This is a genomic window from Achromobacter sp. GD03932 (genome assembly GCF_029839485.1).
Taxonomy (GTDB): domain Bacteria; phylum Pseudomonadota; class Gammaproteobacteria; order Burkholderiales; family Burkholderiaceae_B; genus Achromobacter; species Achromobacter bronchisepticus_A.
In genome coordinates, this window is the sequence record NZ_JAOCAT010000005.1 from 168,693 (window position 1) to 187,603 (window position 18,911).

General features: G+C 65.3%; 14 protein-coding genes and 1 tRNA gene. 11 read left to right on the forward strand and 4 right to left on the reverse strand.

Annotated features, from left to right (window positions below; genetic code table 11):
• Nucleotides 1-9: 9 nt before the first annotated feature.
• Nucleotides 10-888 carry a LysR family transcriptional regulator gene (locus N5C88_RS06895; RefSeq protein ID WP_059373819.1) on the reverse strand — a complete coding sequence of 293 codons (879 nt, stop codon included), beginning with the start codon at nt 886-888 and terminating at the stop codon, nt 10-12.
• 158 nt (nt 889-1,046) lie between these two features.
• Here N5C88_RS06895 and N5C88_RS06900 point away from each other — a divergent pair, with 158 nt between their 5' ends.
• From N5C88_RS06900 to N5C88_RS06915, 4 genes are all read left to right on the forward strand, one after another.
• A complete protein-coding gene (locus N5C88_RS06900; protein WP_054450128.1) occupies nt 1,047-2,174 on the forward strand; it encodes a mandelate racemase/muconate lactonizing enzyme family protein in 1,128 nt (375 codons plus the stop codon).
• Nucleotides 2,175-2,318: 144 nt separating this feature from the next.
• Nucleotides 2,319-3,299, forward strand: coding sequence for a tripartite tricarboxylate transporter substrate binding protein (locus tag N5C88_RS06905; RefSeq protein WP_059373820.1), 981 nt, complete (start codon nt 2,319-2,321; stop codon nt 3,297-3,299).
• Between the two features lie 98 nt (nt 3,300-3,397).
• Nucleotides 3,398-4,984: an EAL domain-containing protein gene (locus N5C88_RS06910; RefSeq protein WP_280015016.1), complete on the forward strand. Its 1,587-nt coding sequence runs from the start codon at nt 3,398-3,400 to the stop codon at nt 4,982-4,984.
• 347 nt (nt 4,985-5,331) lie between these two features.
• A complete protein-coding gene (locus N5C88_RS06915) occupies nt 5,332-6,552 on the forward strand; it encodes a porin (protein WP_280015017.1) in 1,221 nt (406 codons plus the stop codon).
• 56 nt (nt 6,553-6,608) lie between these two features.
• On the opposite strand, the gene N5C88_RS06920 is transcribed toward N5C88_RS06915, so the two are convergent.
• On the reverse strand, nt 6,609-7,448 hold the full coding sequence (locus N5C88_RS06920) for an IclR family transcriptional regulator (protein ID WP_059373822.1): 840 nt from the start codon (nt 7,446-7,448) through the stop codon (nt 6,609-6,611).
• 172 nt (nt 7,449-7,620) lie between these two features.
• On the opposite strand from N5C88_RS06920, the gene N5C88_RS06925 reads away from it, so the two are divergent.
• The 4 genes from N5C88_RS06925 (at nt 7,621) to N5C88_RS06940 (ending at nt 12,891) form a co-directional block, all read left to right on the forward strand.
• Complete coding sequence (locus tag N5C88_RS06925; RefSeq protein ID WP_280015018.1) at nt 7,621-9,273, forward strand: MFS transporter; 1,653 nt, start codon at nt 7,621-7,623, stop codon at nt 9,271-9,273.
• Between the two features lie 15 nt (nt 9,274-9,288).
• The gene (locus N5C88_RS06930; protein WP_280015019.1) at nt 9,289-10,245 is read left to right on the forward strand and encodes a carbon-nitrogen hydrolase family protein; all 957 of its coding nucleotides are present in this window, start codon (nt 9,289-9,291) and stop codon (nt 10,243-10,245) included.
• 3 nt (nt 10,246-10,248) lie between these two features.
• On the forward strand, nt 10,249-10,866 hold the full coding sequence (locus tag N5C88_RS06935; protein WP_059373825.1) for a flavin reductase family protein: 618 nt from the start codon (nt 10,249-10,251) through the stop codon (nt 10,864-10,866).
• A 435-nt stretch (nt 10,867-11,301) separates the two neighbouring features.
• Nucleotides 11,302-12,891, forward strand: a complete 1,590-nt coding sequence (locus N5C88_RS06940) for a methyl-accepting chemotaxis protein (protein ID WP_280015020.1) — start codon at nt 11,302-11,304, stop codon at nt 12,889-12,891.
• A gap of 110 nt (nt 12,892-13,001) precedes the next feature.
• Here the strand turns inward: N5C88_RS06940 and N5C88_RS06945 are convergent.
• A tRNA-Ser gene (locus tag N5C88_RS06945) sits at nt 13,002-13,092 on the reverse strand.
• Nucleotides 13,093-13,369: 277 nt separating this feature from the next.
• Between N5C88_RS06945 and N5C88_RS06950 the strand changes: the two genes are divergently transcribed.
• The 3 genes from N5C88_RS06950 (at nt 13,370) to yaaA (ending at nt 16,257) form a co-directional block, all read left to right on the forward strand.
• On the forward strand, nt 13,370-14,587 hold the full coding sequence (locus tag N5C88_RS06950) for a cation:proton antiporter (protein ID WP_280015021.1): 1,218 nt from the start codon (nt 13,370-13,372) through the stop codon (nt 14,585-14,587).
• A 102-nt stretch (nt 14,588-14,689) separates the two neighbouring features.
• Nucleotides 14,690-15,472 carry a 3-hydroxybutyrate dehydrogenase gene (locus N5C88_RS06955; protein ID WP_059373828.1) on the forward strand — a complete coding sequence of 261 codons (783 nt, stop codon included), beginning with the start codon at nt 14,690-14,692 and terminating at the stop codon, nt 15,470-15,472.
• A 14-nt stretch (nt 15,473-15,486) separates the two neighbouring features.
• Complete coding sequence (gene yaaA, locus N5C88_RS06960; RefSeq protein ID WP_280015022.1) at nt 15,487-16,257, forward strand: peroxide stress protein YaaA; 771 nt, start codon at nt 15,487-15,489, stop codon at nt 16,255-16,257.
• A gap of 58 nt (nt 16,258-16,315) precedes the next feature.
• Here yaaA and N5C88_RS06965 read toward each other — a convergent pair whose 3' ends face one another.
• On the reverse strand, nt 16,316-18,538 hold the full coding sequence (locus N5C88_RS06965; RefSeq protein WP_251877646.1) for an FUSC family membrane protein: 2,223 nt from the start codon (nt 18,536-18,538) through the stop codon (nt 16,316-16,318).
• Nucleotides 18,539-18,911 lie beyond the last annotated feature (373 nt).

Below are 18,911 nucleotides of genomic sequence, written 5' to 3' on the forward strand. Positions count from 1 at the left end.
CTTCCGGGCTCAGTCCAGGCCGAGCTGAGTCTCGGCCATTTCCACGAAGGCCTGCATCAGCGCCGAACGCACGCCGGAGCGCAGCCAGATCGCGCCCACGGTGCGCACCGGGCAGGGCGGCGGCAGAGGCCAGCGCCTGACGCGGGCTGACGGTTCTCCGATGGTCGCCCAATCCGGCAGCAGCGCCACGCCCAATCCTTCCGACACCAGCTTGGCAATGGAATCGATTCCATCCAGCTCGAAGCGTACGTGCGGCCGCAGGCTGCGCGCGCGCAGGTAGTCGTCGGCCATCTTGCCGCCCACCACGCTGCGGTCATAGCAGATGTAGGGTTCGCGCGCGATGACTTCCAGCGGGTCGCGCACCTTCATATCGGCCGGCGTGACCAGCACCAGCGGCTCTTGCCGCAGGTCGCGCCAGGCGCAGGTCTTGGGGATTGCGAACAAGGGATGCACCAGCAGCGCGCCGTCCAGTTCGCCGGACAGCACCTTGCCGTAGAGCAGGGTGGTGGGCGCCGGTTCTATGTAGATTTCAATATGGGGATGGCGCGCAGTCCAGGCGCGCAGCACGGGCGGCATGATGCCGGTCAGCGCGGTGGGCGTGGCGCCCAGGCGCAGCGGACCGGCCGGCAGTTCGGTGTCGGACGCAGCCGAACGCAGGTCGCGCACGTCGCGCAGGACGGCGCGGGCACGCTCCAGGATCCGCACGCCGGCCTGCGTGGGCTTCACCGTGCGGCCGGAGCGCGCGATCAAGGCGCTGCCCATGTCCGCTTCCAGCGCGCGCAGGCGCTGCTGCACCGTGGCGGGCGTCAGCCCCTGGTGGCGCGCGGCCTGGGCGATGGAGCCCAGTTCCACCACGTGCACATAGGTTTGCAGAAAGCGCGAATCCACGGGCCGGACCCTCCTGAAAAGATGCTTTTTCCATATTCTAAAGATGGATGAAGATAATTGTTGTTTTCTTTGGCCACGGCAAGAATACGGTCAGAGCGTTGAGGCCCCGCATGCCGCGCCGGCCCCGCCCGACCATCCCGATTACCAAGGAGCCAGTTGTGCCCATCATTGAATCCATAGACGTGTGCGCCGCCGCGGTGCCCCTGGACAAGGTCACCTCGTTTTCGAATCGCACCGTGTCGACGCGGCACTACGGCCTGGTGAAGGTCCGTTCCTCCGACGGCGTGGAAGGCATCGGCTTCTGCTACGTGGGCAGCGCCGGCGGCGCCATCTTTGAGGCCGCGGTGCAGAACCTGCTGGGTCCGGTGCTGCTGGGCAAGGATTCGCTCGCCGTCGAAGGCCTGTGGCAGGCGATGTACCAGGAAGCCCTGCTGCAAGGCCGGCAAGGCACGGTGATGCGCGCATTGAGCGCCCTGGATATCGCGCTGTGGGACCTGAACGCCAAGACCGTCGGCCTGCCGCTGCACAAGTATCTGGGCGCGGTCGAACTCGAAACCGTGCCGGCCTATGCCAGCGGCGGCTACTACCTCGACGGCAAGACGCCCCAGCACCTGGGCGAAGAAATGGCGAGCTACGTGGATAAGGGCTTTCGCGCCGTCAAGATGAAGACGGGCCGCCTGTCCCCGGCCGAGGAAGAGGCGCGCCTGAAGGCGGCGCGCGAGGCCATCGGCCCCGACGTCGAGTTGATGATGGACTGCAACAACGCCTGGCAGGACGTGACGCAGGCCATGCAGTACATCCGCCGCTTCGAACAGTACGATCCGTACTTCATCGAAGAACCCTTCGGCCCCGACGACATCGACAGCCACGCCAAGCTGGCGCGCCTGACGCGCCTGCCCATCGCCACCGCCGAGATCGGCTATGGCCGCTGGTATCACAAGGAGTTGCTGGACAAGGGCGCCGCAGGCATCCTGCAGACCGATGCCGCCGTCTGCGGCGGCATCACCGAATGGAAGCGCATCGCCGCCACCGCCGCCAGCTACGGCGTCGTGGTTTGCCCGCACTGGTTCCATGACGTGCATGCGCCGCTGGTCGCCGCGACGCCGAATGCGCGCTACGTCGAATTCTTCTGGGACGATCAGGTCCTGAACTTCCGCAGGCTGGTCGACCGCCAGTTGACGCACAAGCAGGGACGCGTGGTGCTGCATCAGGAGCCCGGCCTGGGTTTCGGTTTCGACGAGCGCATGGTCGAGCGCTACGGCAAGTGGAGCCGGGTCGCTGGCTGAGGGTAGGGGGCGCGGCCTGCCGGCCGCGCGCCGCAGCGCAGGAACATCGCAGCCAGGCCGCGCCAGACGGCCGGCAGCGGTGAGCAGTGACAGTATTCCAAGAACCAGTCGCCGGCCATCGGACCGGCGCGCGAGGAGACAGCAATGCAACGTAGGCAATTCATGACCGGCGCCGCGGCGCTGGGGGCCGCGCTGGTCCTGCCGGCGACGGCGCGGGCGCAAGACCTGCCGCAGGGGCCGGTGAAGATCGTGGTGGGCTTTCCCGCCGGCGGCGGCACCGACGTGCTGGCGCGCCTGCTGGGGCAGAAGCTGGGCGTGATGTGGAATATTCCCGTCATCGTCGAAAACCGCGCGGGCGCGGCCGGCATCATCGCCGCCGAACAGGTGGCGCGCCAGCCCAACGACGGCAATACGCTGTTGATGGCGCACGTCAACAGCCATGGGATCGCGCCGGGCCTGCAGCCCAAGCTGGCCTATTCGGTGGAGCGCGACTTCACGCCGATCGCCCTGGTCGGCAAGACGCCCACCATCTTGCTTGGCGGCGCCTCGCAACCCGCCAAGACGCTGCCCGAGCTGGTTGCGCTGTGCAAGGCGCAGCCGGGCAAGATCGTGTTCGGTTCGGCCGGCAGCGGTTCGGCGCAGCACCTGGCGCTGGAGATCTTCAAGGCCCGCGCGGGGATCGACGTGCTGCACGTGCCCTACAAGGGCTCGGCTCCCTTGATGAATGACCTGCTGGGCGGCCACGTGCAGTACTGCTTCGAAGGCATGACCACCGCCACGCCGCTGGTGCAGTCCGGCAAGGTGATCGCGCTGGCGCAGACCTTGCAGCAGCGCTCCAAGAGCCACCCCAACGTGCCGACCGTGGCCGAACAGGGCTATCCCGGATTCGAGGCCAGCATCTGGTTCGGCATGGTCGGTCCGGGCAAGATGCCCGCCGCCATGGTCCAGCGCATGAACCAGGACATCGACCGGGTGTTGGCGATGCCGGACGTGCAGGAAAAGCTGGCGCAGGTGGGGGCGGAGGACGGCGGCGGCAGCGTCCAGCGCTTTGCCGACTTCATGAAGCAGGAGCAGCAGAAGTACGCCCAGACCATACGCGACGCGAAGATCGTGGCGGAGGGCTGAGGCGGCGCCAGTGAGCGGAAATTGATGGAGACATTGGCCTCCCAAAAAGTGTAAAAAGATATAACCTCGCCAGCCGGCGATCCCAGGGGACGGCCTCGATGCCGCGCAAGCTTGTAATCGGCATCGCCATCGCTCTCGCCGCCGCCGCGGCCCTGTTGCCCATCGGCTTCGCGCTGCACATGTCCTGGTCCCGCGCCGTCGCGGGCGAGCAGCGCTATCTGGACGACCAGGCTCAGCGCATCCTGAGGGACACCCAGGAGCTGCTGGACCAGACCGTGGCCACGCTACGCGATCTGGACGAGCTGGCATTCGAGCCCTGTTCGCCCCAGCACATCCGCCATATGCGGGCGCTGGCCCTGCGGGACCGGGCCGTGGACGATCTGGCCTATGTGGCGGGCGGGATCGTCCAGTGCACCACCTGGGGCGTGCCCAGCTACGAAGAGCCGCTGATTCCGGCCCAGGTCGAACTGGCCAACGGCGGACGCCTGTTGCTGGATGCGGTGCCCGTCTTGAGTCCCGGCATCAGGATGGTGGCGGTGCGCCACGGCGATTACAGCGCCTTGTTCGAACCCGGCCGGTTCACTGAAAAGGCGCTCACGGACGGCGCGCAACTCGCCGTGGTCCTGCCGGGCGTGGGCATGCTGGGAACCCGCAACGACCCTGATCTCGTGCTGGTGTCGCAGGCGCTGAATGGCGGCAAGCTGGACATCGACGAGGCCTACCTCAGCGCCGTCGCGCGCAATGCGGACCTGGCCGTCGTCCTGCTCGAACCGCAGACCGAAGCGCTGGACATGCTGCCGCGCGAGCGCCTGTTCTGGCTGCCCATGGGGACGCTGGTCGCGGCCGCCATGATCGCGCTGGTCGTCTGGCTATCGCGCCGGCGCCTGTCGATCGCGGGCGAACTGGCCGCCGGCATCAGGCGGCGGGAATTCGTCGTCCACTACCAGCCCATCATCGACCTGCGCACAGGCCGCTGCATCGGCGCCGAGGCGCTGGTGCGCTGGATCCGGCGCGGCGGCAAGACCCTGAGACCCGACCTGTTCATCTCGATCGCCGAAGACAACGGCCTGATGGCCCGCATCACCGAAGAGGTGTTTCGCCTGGTGATCCGGGATATGGAGGAGCTGCTGGGCGAGGACCGGGGAGCGCACATCTCCGTCAACCTGAGCGCCAGCGATCTCAAGGATGGCGGGGCATTGCGGGTGTTGCAGCGCATGCTGGAAGGCACGGTCATCGATCCGCGGCAGATCTGGCTGGAAGCCACCGAGCGCGGCTTCATGGACGTGGACAAGGCCTGCAGCGTCATCGAACAGGCCCGTGCGCAAGGCCATGCCGTGGCCATCGATGACTTCGGCACGGGCTACTCCAGCCTGTCCTATCTGCAGCGGCTGCCGCTCGACTCGCTGAAGATCGACAAGTCCTTCGTCGACACCATCGGCACCGATTCCGCGACCCACAAGGTCACGGACCACATCATCGACATGGCCAAGTCGCTGAACCTGCTGACCGTGGCCGAAGGCATCGAGCGCCAGGAACAGGAAGACCACCTGAAAGCGCGCGAGGTGGATTTCGGCCAGGGTTGGCTGTACGGCAAGCCCATGCCGGCGCCGGAGTTCATCGCGTACTACAAGAAAAACGTGGCCAGCACGCCGCCGCCCAGCCGGCTGCCCGACGCGCGGAGGTGAGGCCGGGGGGCGCGGCTTTGTCCTGATCGGTCGCCTGGATCCGTGCCGTGCCGTTTTCATCGCTTCGGGAAATCCCGCATTGTTCTCACGTCTGCCAAATCGGAATAATAGAATCAGAATTCACATTCTGAAATGGCGGGCCACGACAGCTTGATGGGCGGCGAAGGTGGAGGAGGGCCGTTGCTGGCGTTGTCGATATGGCTGACCACAACAAATCTCGGGAGACATGCGTGCGCCAAGATGTAGCCATTCGTCAGTGGGGGCAGTTGCCCCGGTCAGGTTTGCCAACGCAACAGGATTGCGCCGGCTGTAGGTTGCCGCTGCTTGTGCATGCTGGGTTCGAACCCATGCTTGTCGCCGGCGTTGGCGTCATGGTTTGCCGGATAGCTGCTTTTGCTGCGCTGGTAATGGCGATTGCCGACGCAATAGGCCGTTGCGCCATTGATGTTCGAACGGGCGGCATCAGGCCTCGGCGCCTGTTACTGCAATTGCTTCTGTGCGGAATCCCGGTCCTGTCGTGCGCGCCTTGGGCGGATTCGAGGGCGGCCACGGTGCAGCTGTATGGCGTTGTCGATACCTTCATGATGCACGGACGCAATGGCGGAACGGGGACCGTCCGGATGGGCTCTGGCGGCGTCTCTGATTCGTTCTGGGGCATTCGGACCGTCGAAGACCTGGGCAACGGGGTGCGTGTCAGTTTTCGTCTGGAAGGCGACGTCGATACGACGAACGGCAGGCAATTGCATCCCACCAGTACGTACAACCGCGAGGCAAACATAGCGGTCAGTTCGGATGCCTGGGGCACGCTCAGGCTGGGCAGGCAATATCCCGCCGCGCTACCCGTGTCGGTGGACCCGTTCTTCTTCGTTCAACGGTTCTCGCCAGTGGCGTTCTTCCCCCAGCTCGTGACAGATCTTGGGGCAGGCATCGCCCCGCTGCCGCAGCGGATCGACAATGCGATTTCCTACCAGACTCCATCGATGGACGGGGTAGTCATATATGCGGTGTATGCCCCGCGGTACTCCGGGAATGTAGGCACAGGCGAAATCAGCCGCAATAGCGACAAGTTCGTCAATGGCTATGCGGGCATCCAGACGAACTACTCGCGCGGTCCGTGGTCGCTTGGCGCATCCTACGGTGCGATAAGGCCGGCGAATCCTGTGGGGCGTAACAAGGTTCCGCTGGATTCGTCCCGTACCGATGTGATCGCCATCAGCGCCGCCCATACGACGGGCGCGCTGCAGACATCCATTGGATACGGCAGGATCAGTTCCAACGTGCCCGGCACATACGGCGCTCAGATGATGTCGGTCGGCTCCTTGCTGCTGCAAGGCCCGCACGTGTTTCGAGCGTTGCTTTTGTACCGGACCATCAATGGCCGATCAGATCGCACCTTTGGCGGGGTGCTCGGCTACGACTATCAGCTGTCCAAGCGGGTTAGCGTTTACACGCGGATGGCGGGCTTCTTGAATAGCTCAGGGTCCGCTTTTGGCATCGCCGCCAACGTTCCGCGGGAGATGGGCGCCACGACCACGACGCTCGCCTTTGGCATCTCGCAACGATTTTGAGCCCTTGTTTTTGAGCCCTTGTGTCAGGTGCGGCGGCGACACCTGCCGCACGCCGCTCAGCGCGCCTGCGGCTCCACCCAGCCCGCCGTCGCCGAGATCGAGCGCGCCTTCTCGCTGAGCAGTCGCGCGGTATCGGATTGCAGGTCGTCGTCGATGGCGCCCACCGGCCCCATCAGCGTAATGGCGGCCTTCATCTCGCCCAGCATGTCGAATATGGGCGCGGACAGCGACGTGAAGTGCGGCAGCAGCGCGTCGCGGCAACGGCTGAGGTGGTGCTCCAGCACTTCCTCGCGGATGGCCTGCACGTCCTTTTGCGTATAGGACTTGCCGCCGTATCCGTCCGAGCCGGCTGAGGCCATTTCCTGTTCCAGCAGTTCGCGCGTGCTGGCTTCCGGCAGGTGCGCCAGGAAGTTGCGGCCCAGCGCCGAGGACAGCAGCGGCAGCACGCTGCCCACGCGCAGTTCCAGTAGGGGGCGGCTGCGGGCGCCTTCGACGCGGTAGACGATGGTCGGGCCCTTGTTGCCCCACACGCCCAGGAACACGGTGTGGCCGGTGATCGCGGCCACTTCGGCCATGATGGGCCGGGCGGTGGTGAATACGTCGAACTGTTCCAGGGCCGCCAGGCCCAGCCGCAGGGCATAGGGCCCCAGGCCGTAGTGGCCGGTATCCGCGTGCTGCTGCACCACGCCCACCTTCTGGAAGCTGACCAGGTAGTAGTGGACGTTGGGCACCGTCAATTCACAGGCGTCCGCGATTTCCTTCAGGGGCAGGGGACGGCCGGCCTTGCGGATGACGTCCAGGATCCGGAACCCCACTTCGATCGACTGGATGCCCCTGCGCGCGGCGGCAGGCGCCTGTTCCGCGTTCTTTTCCATCTTGCCGGCGGGCCTTGCCATTGCTGCCTCCACTGTTTTTCTGGCGCGAGTGTAGCAGCGGGGCGTCGCGCTTCCGGCCAGGAGGCGCGACCGTCGCGCCGGGTTTTCCCTAGCTTTTTCAGGCCTTGGTTTAAGTTTGATAATAGTTAATGACTACAGCATTATCAATCTAAAGCGATTGGGGAAAGCAGGCATGGAAGCGAATGTGGCAATGCAGCGGATCGACGCCGGTCCGACGCTCAGCAGGAAGGAGGAACGCCAGGTGGTGGTGGCCTCGACCCTGGGCACCTTGTTCGAGTGGTACGACTTTTTCATCTACGGGACCCTGGCCGTCTTCATGAGCCAGGTGCTGTTCCCGCAGGACAACCCCACCGTGGCGCTGCTGGCCGCGCTGGGCGCGCTGGCGGTGGGCTTCATCATCCGGCCCCTGGGCGCGGTGATGTTCGGCTACCTGGGCGACAAGCTGGGCCGCAAGTACACCTTCCTCATCACCGTGGTGATGATGGGCGGCGCGACCGTCCTGATCGGCTGCCTGCCCACCTATGAATCAGCCGGCCACCTGTCGTGGATCCTGCTGCTGACCCTGCGCGTGGTGCAGGGGCTGGCGGTGGGCGGCGAGTACGGCGGCGCGGTCATCTACGTGGCCGAACACTGCGAACCCAAGCGCCGCGGGCTGCTGACGGGCTGGATCCAGATCACCTCGTCGGCGGGCCTGATCCTGTCCTTGATCGTGATCCTGTGCACCCAGGCGTCCATGAGCGCCGAGGATTTCCGCCAGTGGGGCTGGCGCCTGCCGTTCATCCTGTCGATCGTGATGCTGGCGATTTCGATCTACGTGCGCGCCAAGCTGCACGAGTCGCCCGTGTTCACCCGCATGAAGCAGCAGAACCGCCTGTCCAAGAATCCGGTCAAGGAGACCTTCGGCCAATGGTCCAGCCTGCGGCTGGTGCTGCTGGCGCTGATCGGCGTCACCGCCGGCCAGGGCGCCACCTACTTCACCGGCCAGTTCTACGTCATGATCTTCATGCAGCAGGCCGTGCAGCTGGACCAGACCAGCGTCTACACGCTGATCCTGCTCGGCTTCATCATCGGCGCGCCGACCTTTGTGCTGTTCGGCTGGTTGTCGGACCGCATCGGCCGCAAGTGGATCATGATGGTCGGCCTGTTCGTTGCCGCCATCGGCTACCACTCCATGTTCGACGTGCTGCTCAAGGCGGGCAACCCGGCCCTGGCGCAAGCCATGCAGAGCACGCCGGTGCGCGTGCATGCCGATACCAGCGGCGGCGCCTGCGACTTCGGGCTGCAGGCCGCCATGATCGGCAGCCATGCCGACCACAAGAAGGTCTGCGTGCAGGCCAAGAAATTCCTGGTGGGCAAGGGCATCAACTTTGAATACGCCGCGCCGCTGCCCGGCCAGAGCATCGCCATGAGCGTGGGCGGCACGACCGTCAACGGCTTTGACCGCGCCGCCTACACCAGCGCGCTGACGGCCGCCGGTTATCCGGAGCGCGCCGATCCCGCGCGCGTCGACCGCACGACCATCATCCTGATCCTGGTGCTGATGACGGCCGTGGTCGCCATGGTCTACGGCCCGGTGGCGTCCTATCTGGTCGAACTGTTCCCGGCCCGCATCCGCTATACGGCGCTATCCTTCCCGTACCACATCGGCGCCGGCATCTTCGGCGGCATCGTGCCCTTTACCGCCACCTATCTGGCCCAGGCCAGCGGCAATATCTTTGGCGGCCTGATGTATCCGGTCGTGGTGACCGCGGTGGTCGGCGTCATCGGCAGCCTGTTCCTGCCGAACACCCGTGCCCGCGCCATCGACGAAGACGCTGCACACTGAGAAAAAAGGAGAGACATGTCCACGCAACAGAGCTTCAAGGCTGCCGTCATCCAGGCGGCGTCCATTCCCACCGACAGCGTCGCCTGCGCCCAGAAAGCGGCATCCCTGATCCGGCAGGCGGCGGAGCAGGGCGCCCGCGTGCTGGTTTTCCCCGAGGCGTTCCTGGGCGGCTACCCCAAGGGCAACTCCTTCGGCGCGCCCATCGGCATGCGCAAGCCTGAAGGCCGGGACGCCTTCGCCAGCTATCACAACCAGGCCATCCGGCTGGACGGCGAGGAAGTCGCGTTGGTGGCCCAGGCCGCGGCCGACACCGACAGCTTCGTGGTCATGGGCTGCATCGAAGCCGACGGCGGCACGCTGTACTGCACCGTGCTGTACTTCAATGGCCGCGAAGGGCTGGCGGGCAAGCACCGCAAGCTCATGCCCACCGCCGGCGAACGCCTGATCTGGGGTTTCGGCGACGGCTCCACCATGCCCGTCTTCGACACCCCCTATGGCAAGATCGGCGCCGTCATCTGCTGGGAAAACTACATGCCCATGCTGCGCATGTACATGTACAGCCAGGGCGTGGCGCTGTATTGCGCGCCGACCGCCGATGACCGCGATTCCTGGATTCCCAGCATGCGCCACATCGCGCTGGAAGGCCGCTGCTACGTCCTCACGGCCTGCCAGCACCTGCGCCGCGATGCCTATCCCGACGATTTCGAATGCGCCTTGGGCGATGCGCCCGATACCGTGCTGATGCGCGGCGGCAGCGCCATCATCGATCCGCTGGGCGAAGTGCTGGCGGGTCCGGATTTTTCCGCCGAAACCATCCTGTACGCCGACATCAATCCCAACCAGATCCTGCGCGGCAAGTATGACTTCGACGTTTCCGGCCACTATGCCCGTCCGGACGTGTTCCAGCTGCAGGTCGACACGCGCGAGAAGCGCGCCGTGTCGGCGCCGAATGCCGGGCAGCAGGAGGCCTGATCCATGCATTTCGATTTCAGCGCCTTGCCGGCGCAGACGGTCTACAACGTGCTGACCTCGACCGTCACCCCGCGCCCGATCGCATGGCTCACCACGGTTTCCGGCAAAGGCGTTGTCAACGCGGCTCCGTTCAGCTTCTTCAACGTCATGGGGCATCAGCCGCCGACGGTCGCCATCGGCCTGATGCGCCATGCCAGCGGAGAACTGAAGGACTCCGGCGCCAACATCATCGAGAACGGCGAGTTCGTGGTGAACCTGGTGCCGGAGTCGCTGGTCGCGCAGATGAACCAGACCTGCGCCGATTACCCGGCGGACGTGGACGAGATGGCCGCGGCCGGCCTGACCGCGCTGCCGGCGTCCCATGTGCGTCCTCCGCTGATCAAGGGCTCCCCTGTGTCGCTGGAATGCGTCAGCCAGGCGACCATCGTGACCGGCCCGCGCCAGCTCGTGGTGATCGGGCGGGTGCTGGGCGCGCATGTCGACGATGCCTATGTGCTGGACGCCGAACGCGGCTACATGGACACGCCGGCCATGGGGCTGATCGCGCGCATGCACGGCGGCGGCTGGTACGCGCGCAGCACGGACCTGTTCCAGCTGGCGCGGCCGACGGCGCCGTTGTGACACGCCAGGATTGCTGAGGAAAATGGCGGCTCGTTTGAGCCGCCTTTTTTTATGGACGACGAGCTGAAAGAGACAGGCTTCCCGGCGGTCCGTTTGCGTGGCGTCAAGGCCGCGCACCGCTAAGGATGCGAGATTGATGGCGGGCAGCCTGGCGCCGGCGACGCAAAGGGAAGAGCTTGCGTCAATTCGCTCTTCATTTCTCCCGATGCGGGCCAAATCCGCGCTGTTAGCATTCCGCCGGCTGTCTCGTCTGCCCTCGCAACAGAGGCTTTCGGCGGCATTTTTCATATACAACGGACATAAATTTGGGGGCGGATATCCAGGGGCTTACGGGCATCTGGCTTGCATTGGCGGCGGGGACTGCCCGGCGCCGAGCTTCTGCCTGGGTGCGTATCCGTGCTTGCCCCGGGAGTAGCCGGGAGCAATATGAACAACATGAAGCTTGGAACCCGTCTTGCGGGTGGATTCGCCATCCTGCTGGCCATGATCATCGTCATGTGCGTGGTGGGTCTGGTCAGTCTGGCCAACATCAACGAATCGGTCGAGACCGTCACGCAGCGTTCCCTGATCAAGGAACGCCTGATCAACGATTGGGCCCGCAACATCCAGTCCGGGGTGACCCGCACCACTGCGATCGCCAAGAGCGCCGATGCGAGTCTGGCCGGCTTCTTCGCGGAAGAAGCGGCGACCTCCACCCGTAATTCCTCGGCGCTGCAGCAGCAGATCGAGCCGCTGATCCAGAGCGATCAGGAAAAGGAGCTGTGGGAAGGCATCCGGAAATCCCGGGCGGACTACCTGCGCACCCGCGACGGCATATTCAAGGCCAAGCAGGAAGGCAATGTGCAGGCGGCCGACACGATTTTCAATCGGGAGTTCCTGCCGGCCACGCGCCAGTTCATCGATCAGATCACGCGTCTGTCCAGTCTGCAGCGCGCGGAAATCGACGCCCGCGCGGCCGACATAGCAGGCGCCTACGGCACGGCCAATCTCTGGATGATCATCATCGGCTCCGTTGCGGTAATCAGCGGGCTGTTGCTGGCAGTCCTGCTGACGCGCAGCATCACGCGCCCGCTGTCCGAGGCGGTGCGCGTGGCGCGCACGGTAGCCGCCAGCGACCTCACCAGTGCCATAAGCGTGACTTCGCGCGACGAGATCGGGCAATTGATGCGGGCGCTGGAATCCATGAACGCCAATCTGGCCGGCACCGTCGCCAGGATACGGGCGGGCGTGGACAGCATTGCGTCCGCTTCAGGCGAGATCGCCGCGGGCAACACCGACCTGTCTTCCCGGACCGAGCAGCAGGCTGCGTCCCTGGAGGAAACCGCCGCGTCCATGGAGCAGCTGTCTTCCACCGTGAAGCTGAACGCCGACCGCGCCGTGCAGGCGAACCAGCTGGCTTCGGCTGCGTCTGAAACCGCGGCGCTGGGCGGCTCGACGGTCACCGAAGTCGTCAGCACCATGAGCGCGATTTCGGCCAGTTCCGTCAAGATCGCCGACATCGTCTCCGTGATCGAGGGCATCGCCTTCCAGACCAACATCCTGGCCCTGAACGCGGCCGTGGAGGCGGCGCGCGCGGGCGAACAGGGCAAGGGCTTCGCCGTGGTCGCCGCCGAGGTGCGCACCCTGGCGCAACGCAGCGCCCAGGCCGCCAAGGAGATCAAGACCCTGATCGAAGACACCGTGCAGAAGATCGAGCAGGGCTCCGGCAGCGCGGAGCGCGCTGGCTCGACGATGCAGGAGATCGTCGGCGCGGTGCGGCGCGTGACGGACATCATGGGTGAGATTGCCGCGGCCTCCGCCGAGCAGGCCGATGGCATCGGGCACGTCAATCTGGCCGTGTCGCAGATGGACGAGGTGACGCAGCAGAACGCTGCCCTGGTGGAAGAAGCCGCCGCTGCCGCAGGGTCCATGCAGGATCAGACGGCGGAACTGACCCGGGCGGTCAGTGCGTTCAAGTTGCCGGGGAGTAGCCGGGCGGGCGTCGCCGTTGCGGCGCCGGCGGCCTTGCAGCTCGCGGCCTACTAGCCGGGAAACGCGAAAAAAGCCCCTCTCAAGGGGCTGGCGCAGAAAAACAAAAGCCCCTCGAAAGGGGCTTTTGAGTCGCACTTTTGAGTTCATCATCAGTGCTTGAATACTGGCGGAGAGGGTGGGATTCGAACCCACGGTACGGGGATACCGTACGCCTGATTTCGAGTCAGGTACATTCGACCACTCTGCCACCTCTCCTTGCTGGGTTTCGTAACGGCGGTTGTCCTGGCCGGGTTGCCCCAGAGCCGGGTCTTCCACTAAAGACCCCTGGTCGGAAGGATCTCGTTGTCGAAGCAGCGAAGCCCGCAATTCTACAGGATTTTTTTTGTTTGTGTAAAGGGGGTAGTTGAAAGTCCCCCACAGCGGGTTTCAACTGGCTTTCAGTGGCTGCGATCTTTGCCCAGAATTCCACTTGCCCGGCGTCCCTGCCCGGCACTCTTCTCGTCTCGGCGCTCATCCCGGAACCGCTAGTCCCATGGATCTCATCCTTATCCTTCTGCTTGCGGCCGTGCTGTGCGTGCCCTTGACCCAGCTGCTGGGCCTGGGCGCCATTCCGGGATACCTGCTGGCCGGCGTGCTGGTGGGGCCGTCCTGCCTCAGGCTCGTCACCAATGTGGACACCATGATCAATGTGTCCCAGTGGGGCGTGGTGATGATGTTGTTCATCATCGGGCTGGAGCTTTCGCCCAAACGCCTGTGGGCCATGCGCAACGAAGTCTTCGTGCTGGGTTCCTTGCAGATGCTGGCTTGCGGGCTGCTGCTGGCGGTGGTGTTCGGCGCGGCGCTGCGGCACCTGGCCGGCATGGAGTGGCAGGCGGCGATCCTTTGCGGCCTGTCGCTGGCCCTGTCGTCCACGGCGGTGGCCTTGCGGCTGCTGGACGAACGCGTGCTGACGCGCACGCCGCTGGGCAGGTCGGCGCTGGGAATACTGCTGTTCCAGGACATGGCGGCGATCCCCATGCTGGTGGCGGCGGGCTTGCTGGGCTCCGACGGCACCTCGGCGCCGTCCTTCAAGGAGGCGCTGATCGCCGTGCTGGTGGTCGCCGCCGCTTACCGTCTGCGCCTGCTGGGCTGGGCAGCCAAGGCGCAACTGAACGAATTGTTTACTGCCGCCGCCTTGTTGATGGTGGTGGGCGCTGCCCAATTGTTCGACTTCGCCGGCCTGTCCGCGGGCCTGGGGGGATTCCTGGTGGGCGTGCTGATGGCCGAATCGCGCTACCGGCACGATCTGGAAAAGGCGATCGACCCCTTCAAGGGCTTGTTGCTGGGCCTGTTCTTCGTGGCCATCGGCATGTCCGTGAACTTAAAGGTGGTGGCCAACCACTGGCCGGTCATCGCCGCGGGCGTACTCGCGCTGCTACTGGTCAAGGCCTTGATTCTTTATGGATTTTCCCGCTTTCTCGGGTTGCCGCGCTATCACCGGCTGCTGTTTGCGCTGGCGTTGGCGCAGGGCGGCGAGTTCAGCTTTGCCATCTTCAATGAAGCCTGGGACAACAATCTGGTGAACCTGGAACAGCGCGACGTGCTGTCCGTCATCGTGGCGATTTCGATGGGCGTGGTGCCGATGCTGATCAAGCTGCTGGAACGCATTCCCGAAAACCGGGGCGGCATGGCCGATCTGCCAACGGCGGAATCGGCCCAGGACGAGGCGCCGAAACCTCCTGCGCCGCGCGACACTCCGCCCGCTGCTTGACCCTGCGGGCCGTGCGGGCATGGCATGATTGCCGTCATGCCGGGCAGCTACACTTGACCCTTGCTTGGCCCGTCCAATGTGCCCGACCACAGGAGAATGCTCATGCTTAAAGGAAAAGTCGCCCTTGTCACCGGTTCCACCAGCGGCATCGGCCTGGGTATCGCCACTGCCTTTGCCCAGCAAGGCGCCGATATCGTCTTGAACGGCTTCGGCGATGCCGCCGAAATCGAAAAGCTCCGCGCCAGCCTGGCTGACAAGCATGGCGTGAAGGTCATCTACGACGGCGCCGACCTGTCCAAGGGCGCGGCCGTGCGCGAGCTGGTCGAGAACGCCGTGCGCCAATTGGGCCGCATCGACATCCTGGTCAACAACGCCGGCATCCAGCACACCGCCTTGATCGAAGATTTCCCCGCCGAAAAATGGGACGCGATCCTGGCGCTGAACCTGTCGGCCGTGTTCCACGGCACCGCAGCAGCCTTGCCGCACATGAAGAAGCAGGGCTTCGGCCGCATCATCAACATCGCCTCGGCCCATGGCCTGGTGGCTTCGGCCAACAAGTCGGCCTACGTGGCCGCCAAGCATGGCGTGGTCGGCTTCACCAAGGTGACCGCGCTGGAAACGGCCGGCCAGGGCATCACCGCCAACGCCATCTGCCCGGGCTGGGTGCGCACGCCGTTGGTTGAAAAGCAGATCACCGCGCTGGCGGAAAAGGATGGCGTCGATCAGGAAACCGCCGCACGCGAACTGCTGAGCGAAAAGCAGCCGTCGCTGCAATTCGTGACGCCGGAGCAACTGGGAGGCACCGCCGTGTTCCTGGCTTCGGATGCCGCCGCGCAAATCACAGGTACGTCCGTCTCGGTCGATGGCGGCTGGACGGCACGCTAAAAAGGAATTCCGGAATGCTGTTTTTGCTTTCTCCCGCCAAGAAGCTGGATTACGACTCGCCGCTGCACATCGAGACGCATACCCAGCCGCTGTTCGTGGACCAGGCCGCCGGCCTCATCAAGGTGCTGAAAACCAAGTCGGCCGAGGATATCTCCGAGCTCATGAGCCTGAGCCCGGCGCTGTCCGAACTCAACGTGCAGCGCTACGCCCACTGGAAGCGCAGCTTCACGCAGGCCAACTCGCGCCAGGCGGTGCTGGCCTTCAACGGCGACGTCTACGAAGGGCTGGAGGCCGCCACCCTGTCGGCCAAGCAGCTGGACTGGGCGCAGGAGCACGTGGCCATCCTGAGCGGCCTGTATGGCGTGCTGCGTCCGCTGGACCTGATGCAGCCGTACCGCCTGGAAATGGGCACGCGCCTGGCCACGTCCAAGGGCAAGAACCTGTACGAGTACTGGGGCCCGGCCATCGCCGACTATCTCAACGAACGGCAGGCCGGCCAGAAGGCGCCCGTGATCGTCAACCTGGCGTCCGAGGAATACTTCAAGTCGGTCGACCTGAAGACGCTGAAGGCGCGCGTCGTGCAATGCGTGTTCCAGGACTGGAAGAACGGCGCCTGGAAGGTCATCAGCTTCCACGCCAAGCGCGCGCGCGGCCTGATGGCGCGCTACGCGATCCTGCACAAGGTGTCCAAGCCCGAAGGCCTGCAGGGGTTTGACCTCGAAGGCTACAAGTTCGACGCCTCCGCCTCGTCGGAAGACAAGCTGGTGTTCCGCCGCAAGGTCTGATCCGGTCCCGGGCCTCGCGCCCGGGTTCTTCCCATTCCGCCAGATCAAGCGGCGGCAGTCACGCAGCCGCCGCCACCGGCGGCGCGTGCGTGGGATCGGCCAGAGCGTGCAGTTCCTGGCGGATCATGTGCGTCGCCTTCAGCATCTGCTTGACCGGATAGACCAGCGCGGCCTGTTCGCCTTCGGTGTCGAACTGGGTCGGCAGACCGGTGGGCGCCTGCACCCGATTCTCGTCCAGCAGGTCCACCATGCCGGTCAGCGCCCGCTGCACGGCTTCGGGCGTGGCCGGCAGACCGGCCAGAATGGGGATGGCCGCCGTGATCTGCGAGGCCAGGATGTGGTTCTGGATCAGCAGGTTGTTGAGCTCCGGCACGCTTACCTGATGCGAGGTGGGCTCGCTCATCATGCGGTAGAACGCCTCGGCGAAATTGCTGAAGGAGATGTGCACGTTCTTGCGCGCCAGCCGCCAGGCCAGGTCGGCGTCCGTGACCGCCGGAGTCTCGCCGGCGGCGGCGCCCACGGGCGCGCCGTGGGCTTGCATGGCCTCGACGTAGCGCAGACCGGCGATCAGGTATTCGCGGTTGGCGCGCGTGGCCGCGGCCGCCAGCGGCTTCAGGTAGCGGGCTTCCCACCAGGGCAGGATGTAGCTGCAGATCAGCGCCAGCGCGCAGCCGATCAGCGTGTCGATGGCGCGTTCGCCGATCACCGACATGGACACCGTGCCCGGCGACACGAAGTGGAACACCAGCACCACGAACAGCGTGTTGAAGGTGGCGCTGGCCATGTAGTTCAGCTGCACCAGGCTGTTGCCCATGATGCAGGCCCCCAGCAGCGCGGCGAACAGCAGTTCGGGCCGGTCGGTCAGGTTGAACAGCAGCAAGGCCAGGATGCAGCCGATCAGCGTGCCCGTCAGGCGCCAGCTATTGCGCTGTCGCGTCAACGCGAAGCCCGGCTTCATGATGATGACGATCGTCAGCATGATCCAGTAGTTGTGCGCGGAGAACGCCGGCGACAGCCACTGGCTGGCCAGCGTCATCGCGATGGCCGCGGCCGCCGTGACGCGCAGCGCGTAGCGGAAGTGCGGCGAGTCCAGGCGCAGGTTGCTGGTCAGAAGCCCCACGCGGAATTCCTGGCGCGAAATGAAGCGTGTCAGCGACTTGTTGATGCGCAGCACGTCGGTGGGCTTGGCGTCGGGCGAGGCGGCGGTGTGGTCGGCCAGGCGGTCGACGATGCGCGCCGAATTGCGCAGCCGGCGCAGCACCTGGACGATCAGCGCCAGCATCTCGGGCTCGCGTTCGCCCAGGCCCTGCTGCTTGAGCTGTTCGATCTCGTATTCGATGGCGCGCAGTTCGGCCTTGGCGCTGCTGCGGTACTGCACCTTGCGCCCGCGCGACACGTCCAGTGCGATGCGGTTGAGCTCCAGCGACATCTTCACCAGCGCGTCGCGCATGAACATCAGGCAGTCGCTGCCGGCCAGCGCGCGGCGCAGCGCCGCGTAGTCGGTGTGCGTGGCCACCAGCGTGTCGAGCAGCTGCAGCATGTCGACGAACATGTTCCAGATCATCACGCGCTGGCGGTCGCCCAGGCCCTTGCCGCGGGGCAGGGCGCGCAGCACCATGTCGCGCGCCGCCTGGTGCTTTTCCGTCATGACGGATTGGCGCTGGATCAGCTCGCGATAGGCGTCGTCCAGGTCGGCGGTTTCATCGTAGAAAGTGGCGCGCGCCGCCACGTAGTCGGCGGTGGCGAAGAGCGCCACCGACATGGCCTGCTGCTCTTCGCGCAGCCAGAACAGGCGCGAGAAACCCAGGCTGAACGCGACATAGAACAGCGCCCCGCCCAGGGTGGCCGCGGCGTGCGCCAACACCTCGTGCGGCGCCAGCGGGGAGTGCATGGTCAGGGTCATCAGCAGCAGGCCGGCAAAGCCGATCAGCCCGCCGCGCTTGCCGAACACCGTGAACATCGAATAGACGAAACACTGCGCGATGACCGCCAGCCAGATCAGCACGGGGTGCGAGGATGCGAAGCCGGTGATGACGACCGTCAGCGTGCCCAGCGCCGCGCCGCCCAGCATCTCGTTGGTGCGGTGGCGCTGCGGCCCGCCCGGCTGGTCGATGATGGCCAGGCATTGCGCGCCGAAGGTCGCGACCAGTCCGGTGGTGTAGTTGCCGAAGAGGCCGCCCAGCACCAGCACGGGCAACAGCATTCCCACTCCCTGACGCACCCCTCCGAAGAAGTAGTGGCTGTAGAGGAAGCGGCGGATGCTGGCAATGCGCAAATCCATGGGCAGGGGCTCGGTTCAGGACGACGAAACAAGTATAGAGAGACTGTCCCATATTTTTTGCCGCCGGGCCGCCCCAAGGCAAAAAACGCCCCCTTGGGGGGCAGCAAGCGCGTAGCGCGCAGCGTGGGGGTTTTTCCGGGGCCAGATGGTTACCGAACCTTCCGCGCAACGCTGCGGGAAAGGTCGATTTGCTACCTTTGACGCAACGCGGTAAATTGCTCCACTTGCATCGGTCTGCCTATCCGAAACCGGTGCGTTGAGGCGGATTGCCAGGGTCACCTCCCAGGCATCCCGCAGCAGTTACACCTGCCGTTGGCCGCGCCACAAGCGTGTGTTGCCAAGGCTTCCATTTCGACCTCCAGCGTCCCCAAGG

Coding starts and splice junctions, on each gene's coding strand:
- N5C88_RS06920 (WP_059373822.1), bottom strand. CDS start 7,448: ATGGCAAGGCCCGCCGGCAAGATGGAAAAGAACGCGGAACAGGCGCCT.
- N5C88_RS06940 (WP_280015020.1), top strand. CDS start 11,302: ATGAAGCTTGGAACCCGTCTTGCGGGTGGATTCGCCATCCTGCTGGCC.
- N5C88_RS06915 (WP_280015017.1), top strand. CDS start 5,332: ATGCTTGTCGCCGGCGTTGGCGTCATGGTTTGCCGGATAGCTGCTTTT.
- N5C88_RS06955 (WP_059373828.1), top strand. CDS start 14,690: ATGCTTAAAGGAAAAGTCGCCCTTGTCACCGGTTCCACCAGCGGCATC.
- N5C88_RS06910 (WP_280015016.1), top strand. CDS start 3,398: ATGCCGCGCAAGCTTGTAATCGGCATCGCCATCGCTCTCGCCGCCGCC.
- N5C88_RS06930 (WP_280015019.1), top strand. CDS start 9,289: ATGTCCACGCAACAGAGCTTCAAGGCTGCCGTCATCCAGGCGGCGTCC.
- N5C88_RS06965 (WP_251877646.1), bottom strand. CDS start 18,538: ATGGATTTGCGCATTGCCAGCATCCGCCGCTTCCTCTACAGCCACTAC.
- N5C88_RS06905 (WP_059373820.1), top strand. CDS start 2,319: ATGCAACGTAGGCAATTCATGACCGGCGCCGCGGCGCTGGGGGCCGCG.
- N5C88_RS06925 (WP_280015018.1), top strand. CDS start 7,621: ATGGAAGCGAATGTGGCAATGCAGCGGATCGACGCCGGTCCGACGCTC.
- N5C88_RS06950 (WP_280015021.1), top strand. CDS start 13,370: ATGGATCTCATCCTTATCCTTCTGCTTGCGGCCGTGCTGTGCGTGCCC.
- N5C88_RS06935 (WP_059373825.1), top strand. CDS start 10,249: ATGCATTTCGATTTCAGCGCCTTGCCGGCGCAGACGGTCTACAACGTG.
- yaaA (WP_280015022.1), top strand. CDS start 15,487: ATGCTGTTTTTGCTTTCTCCCGCCAAGAAGCTGGATTACGACTCGCCG.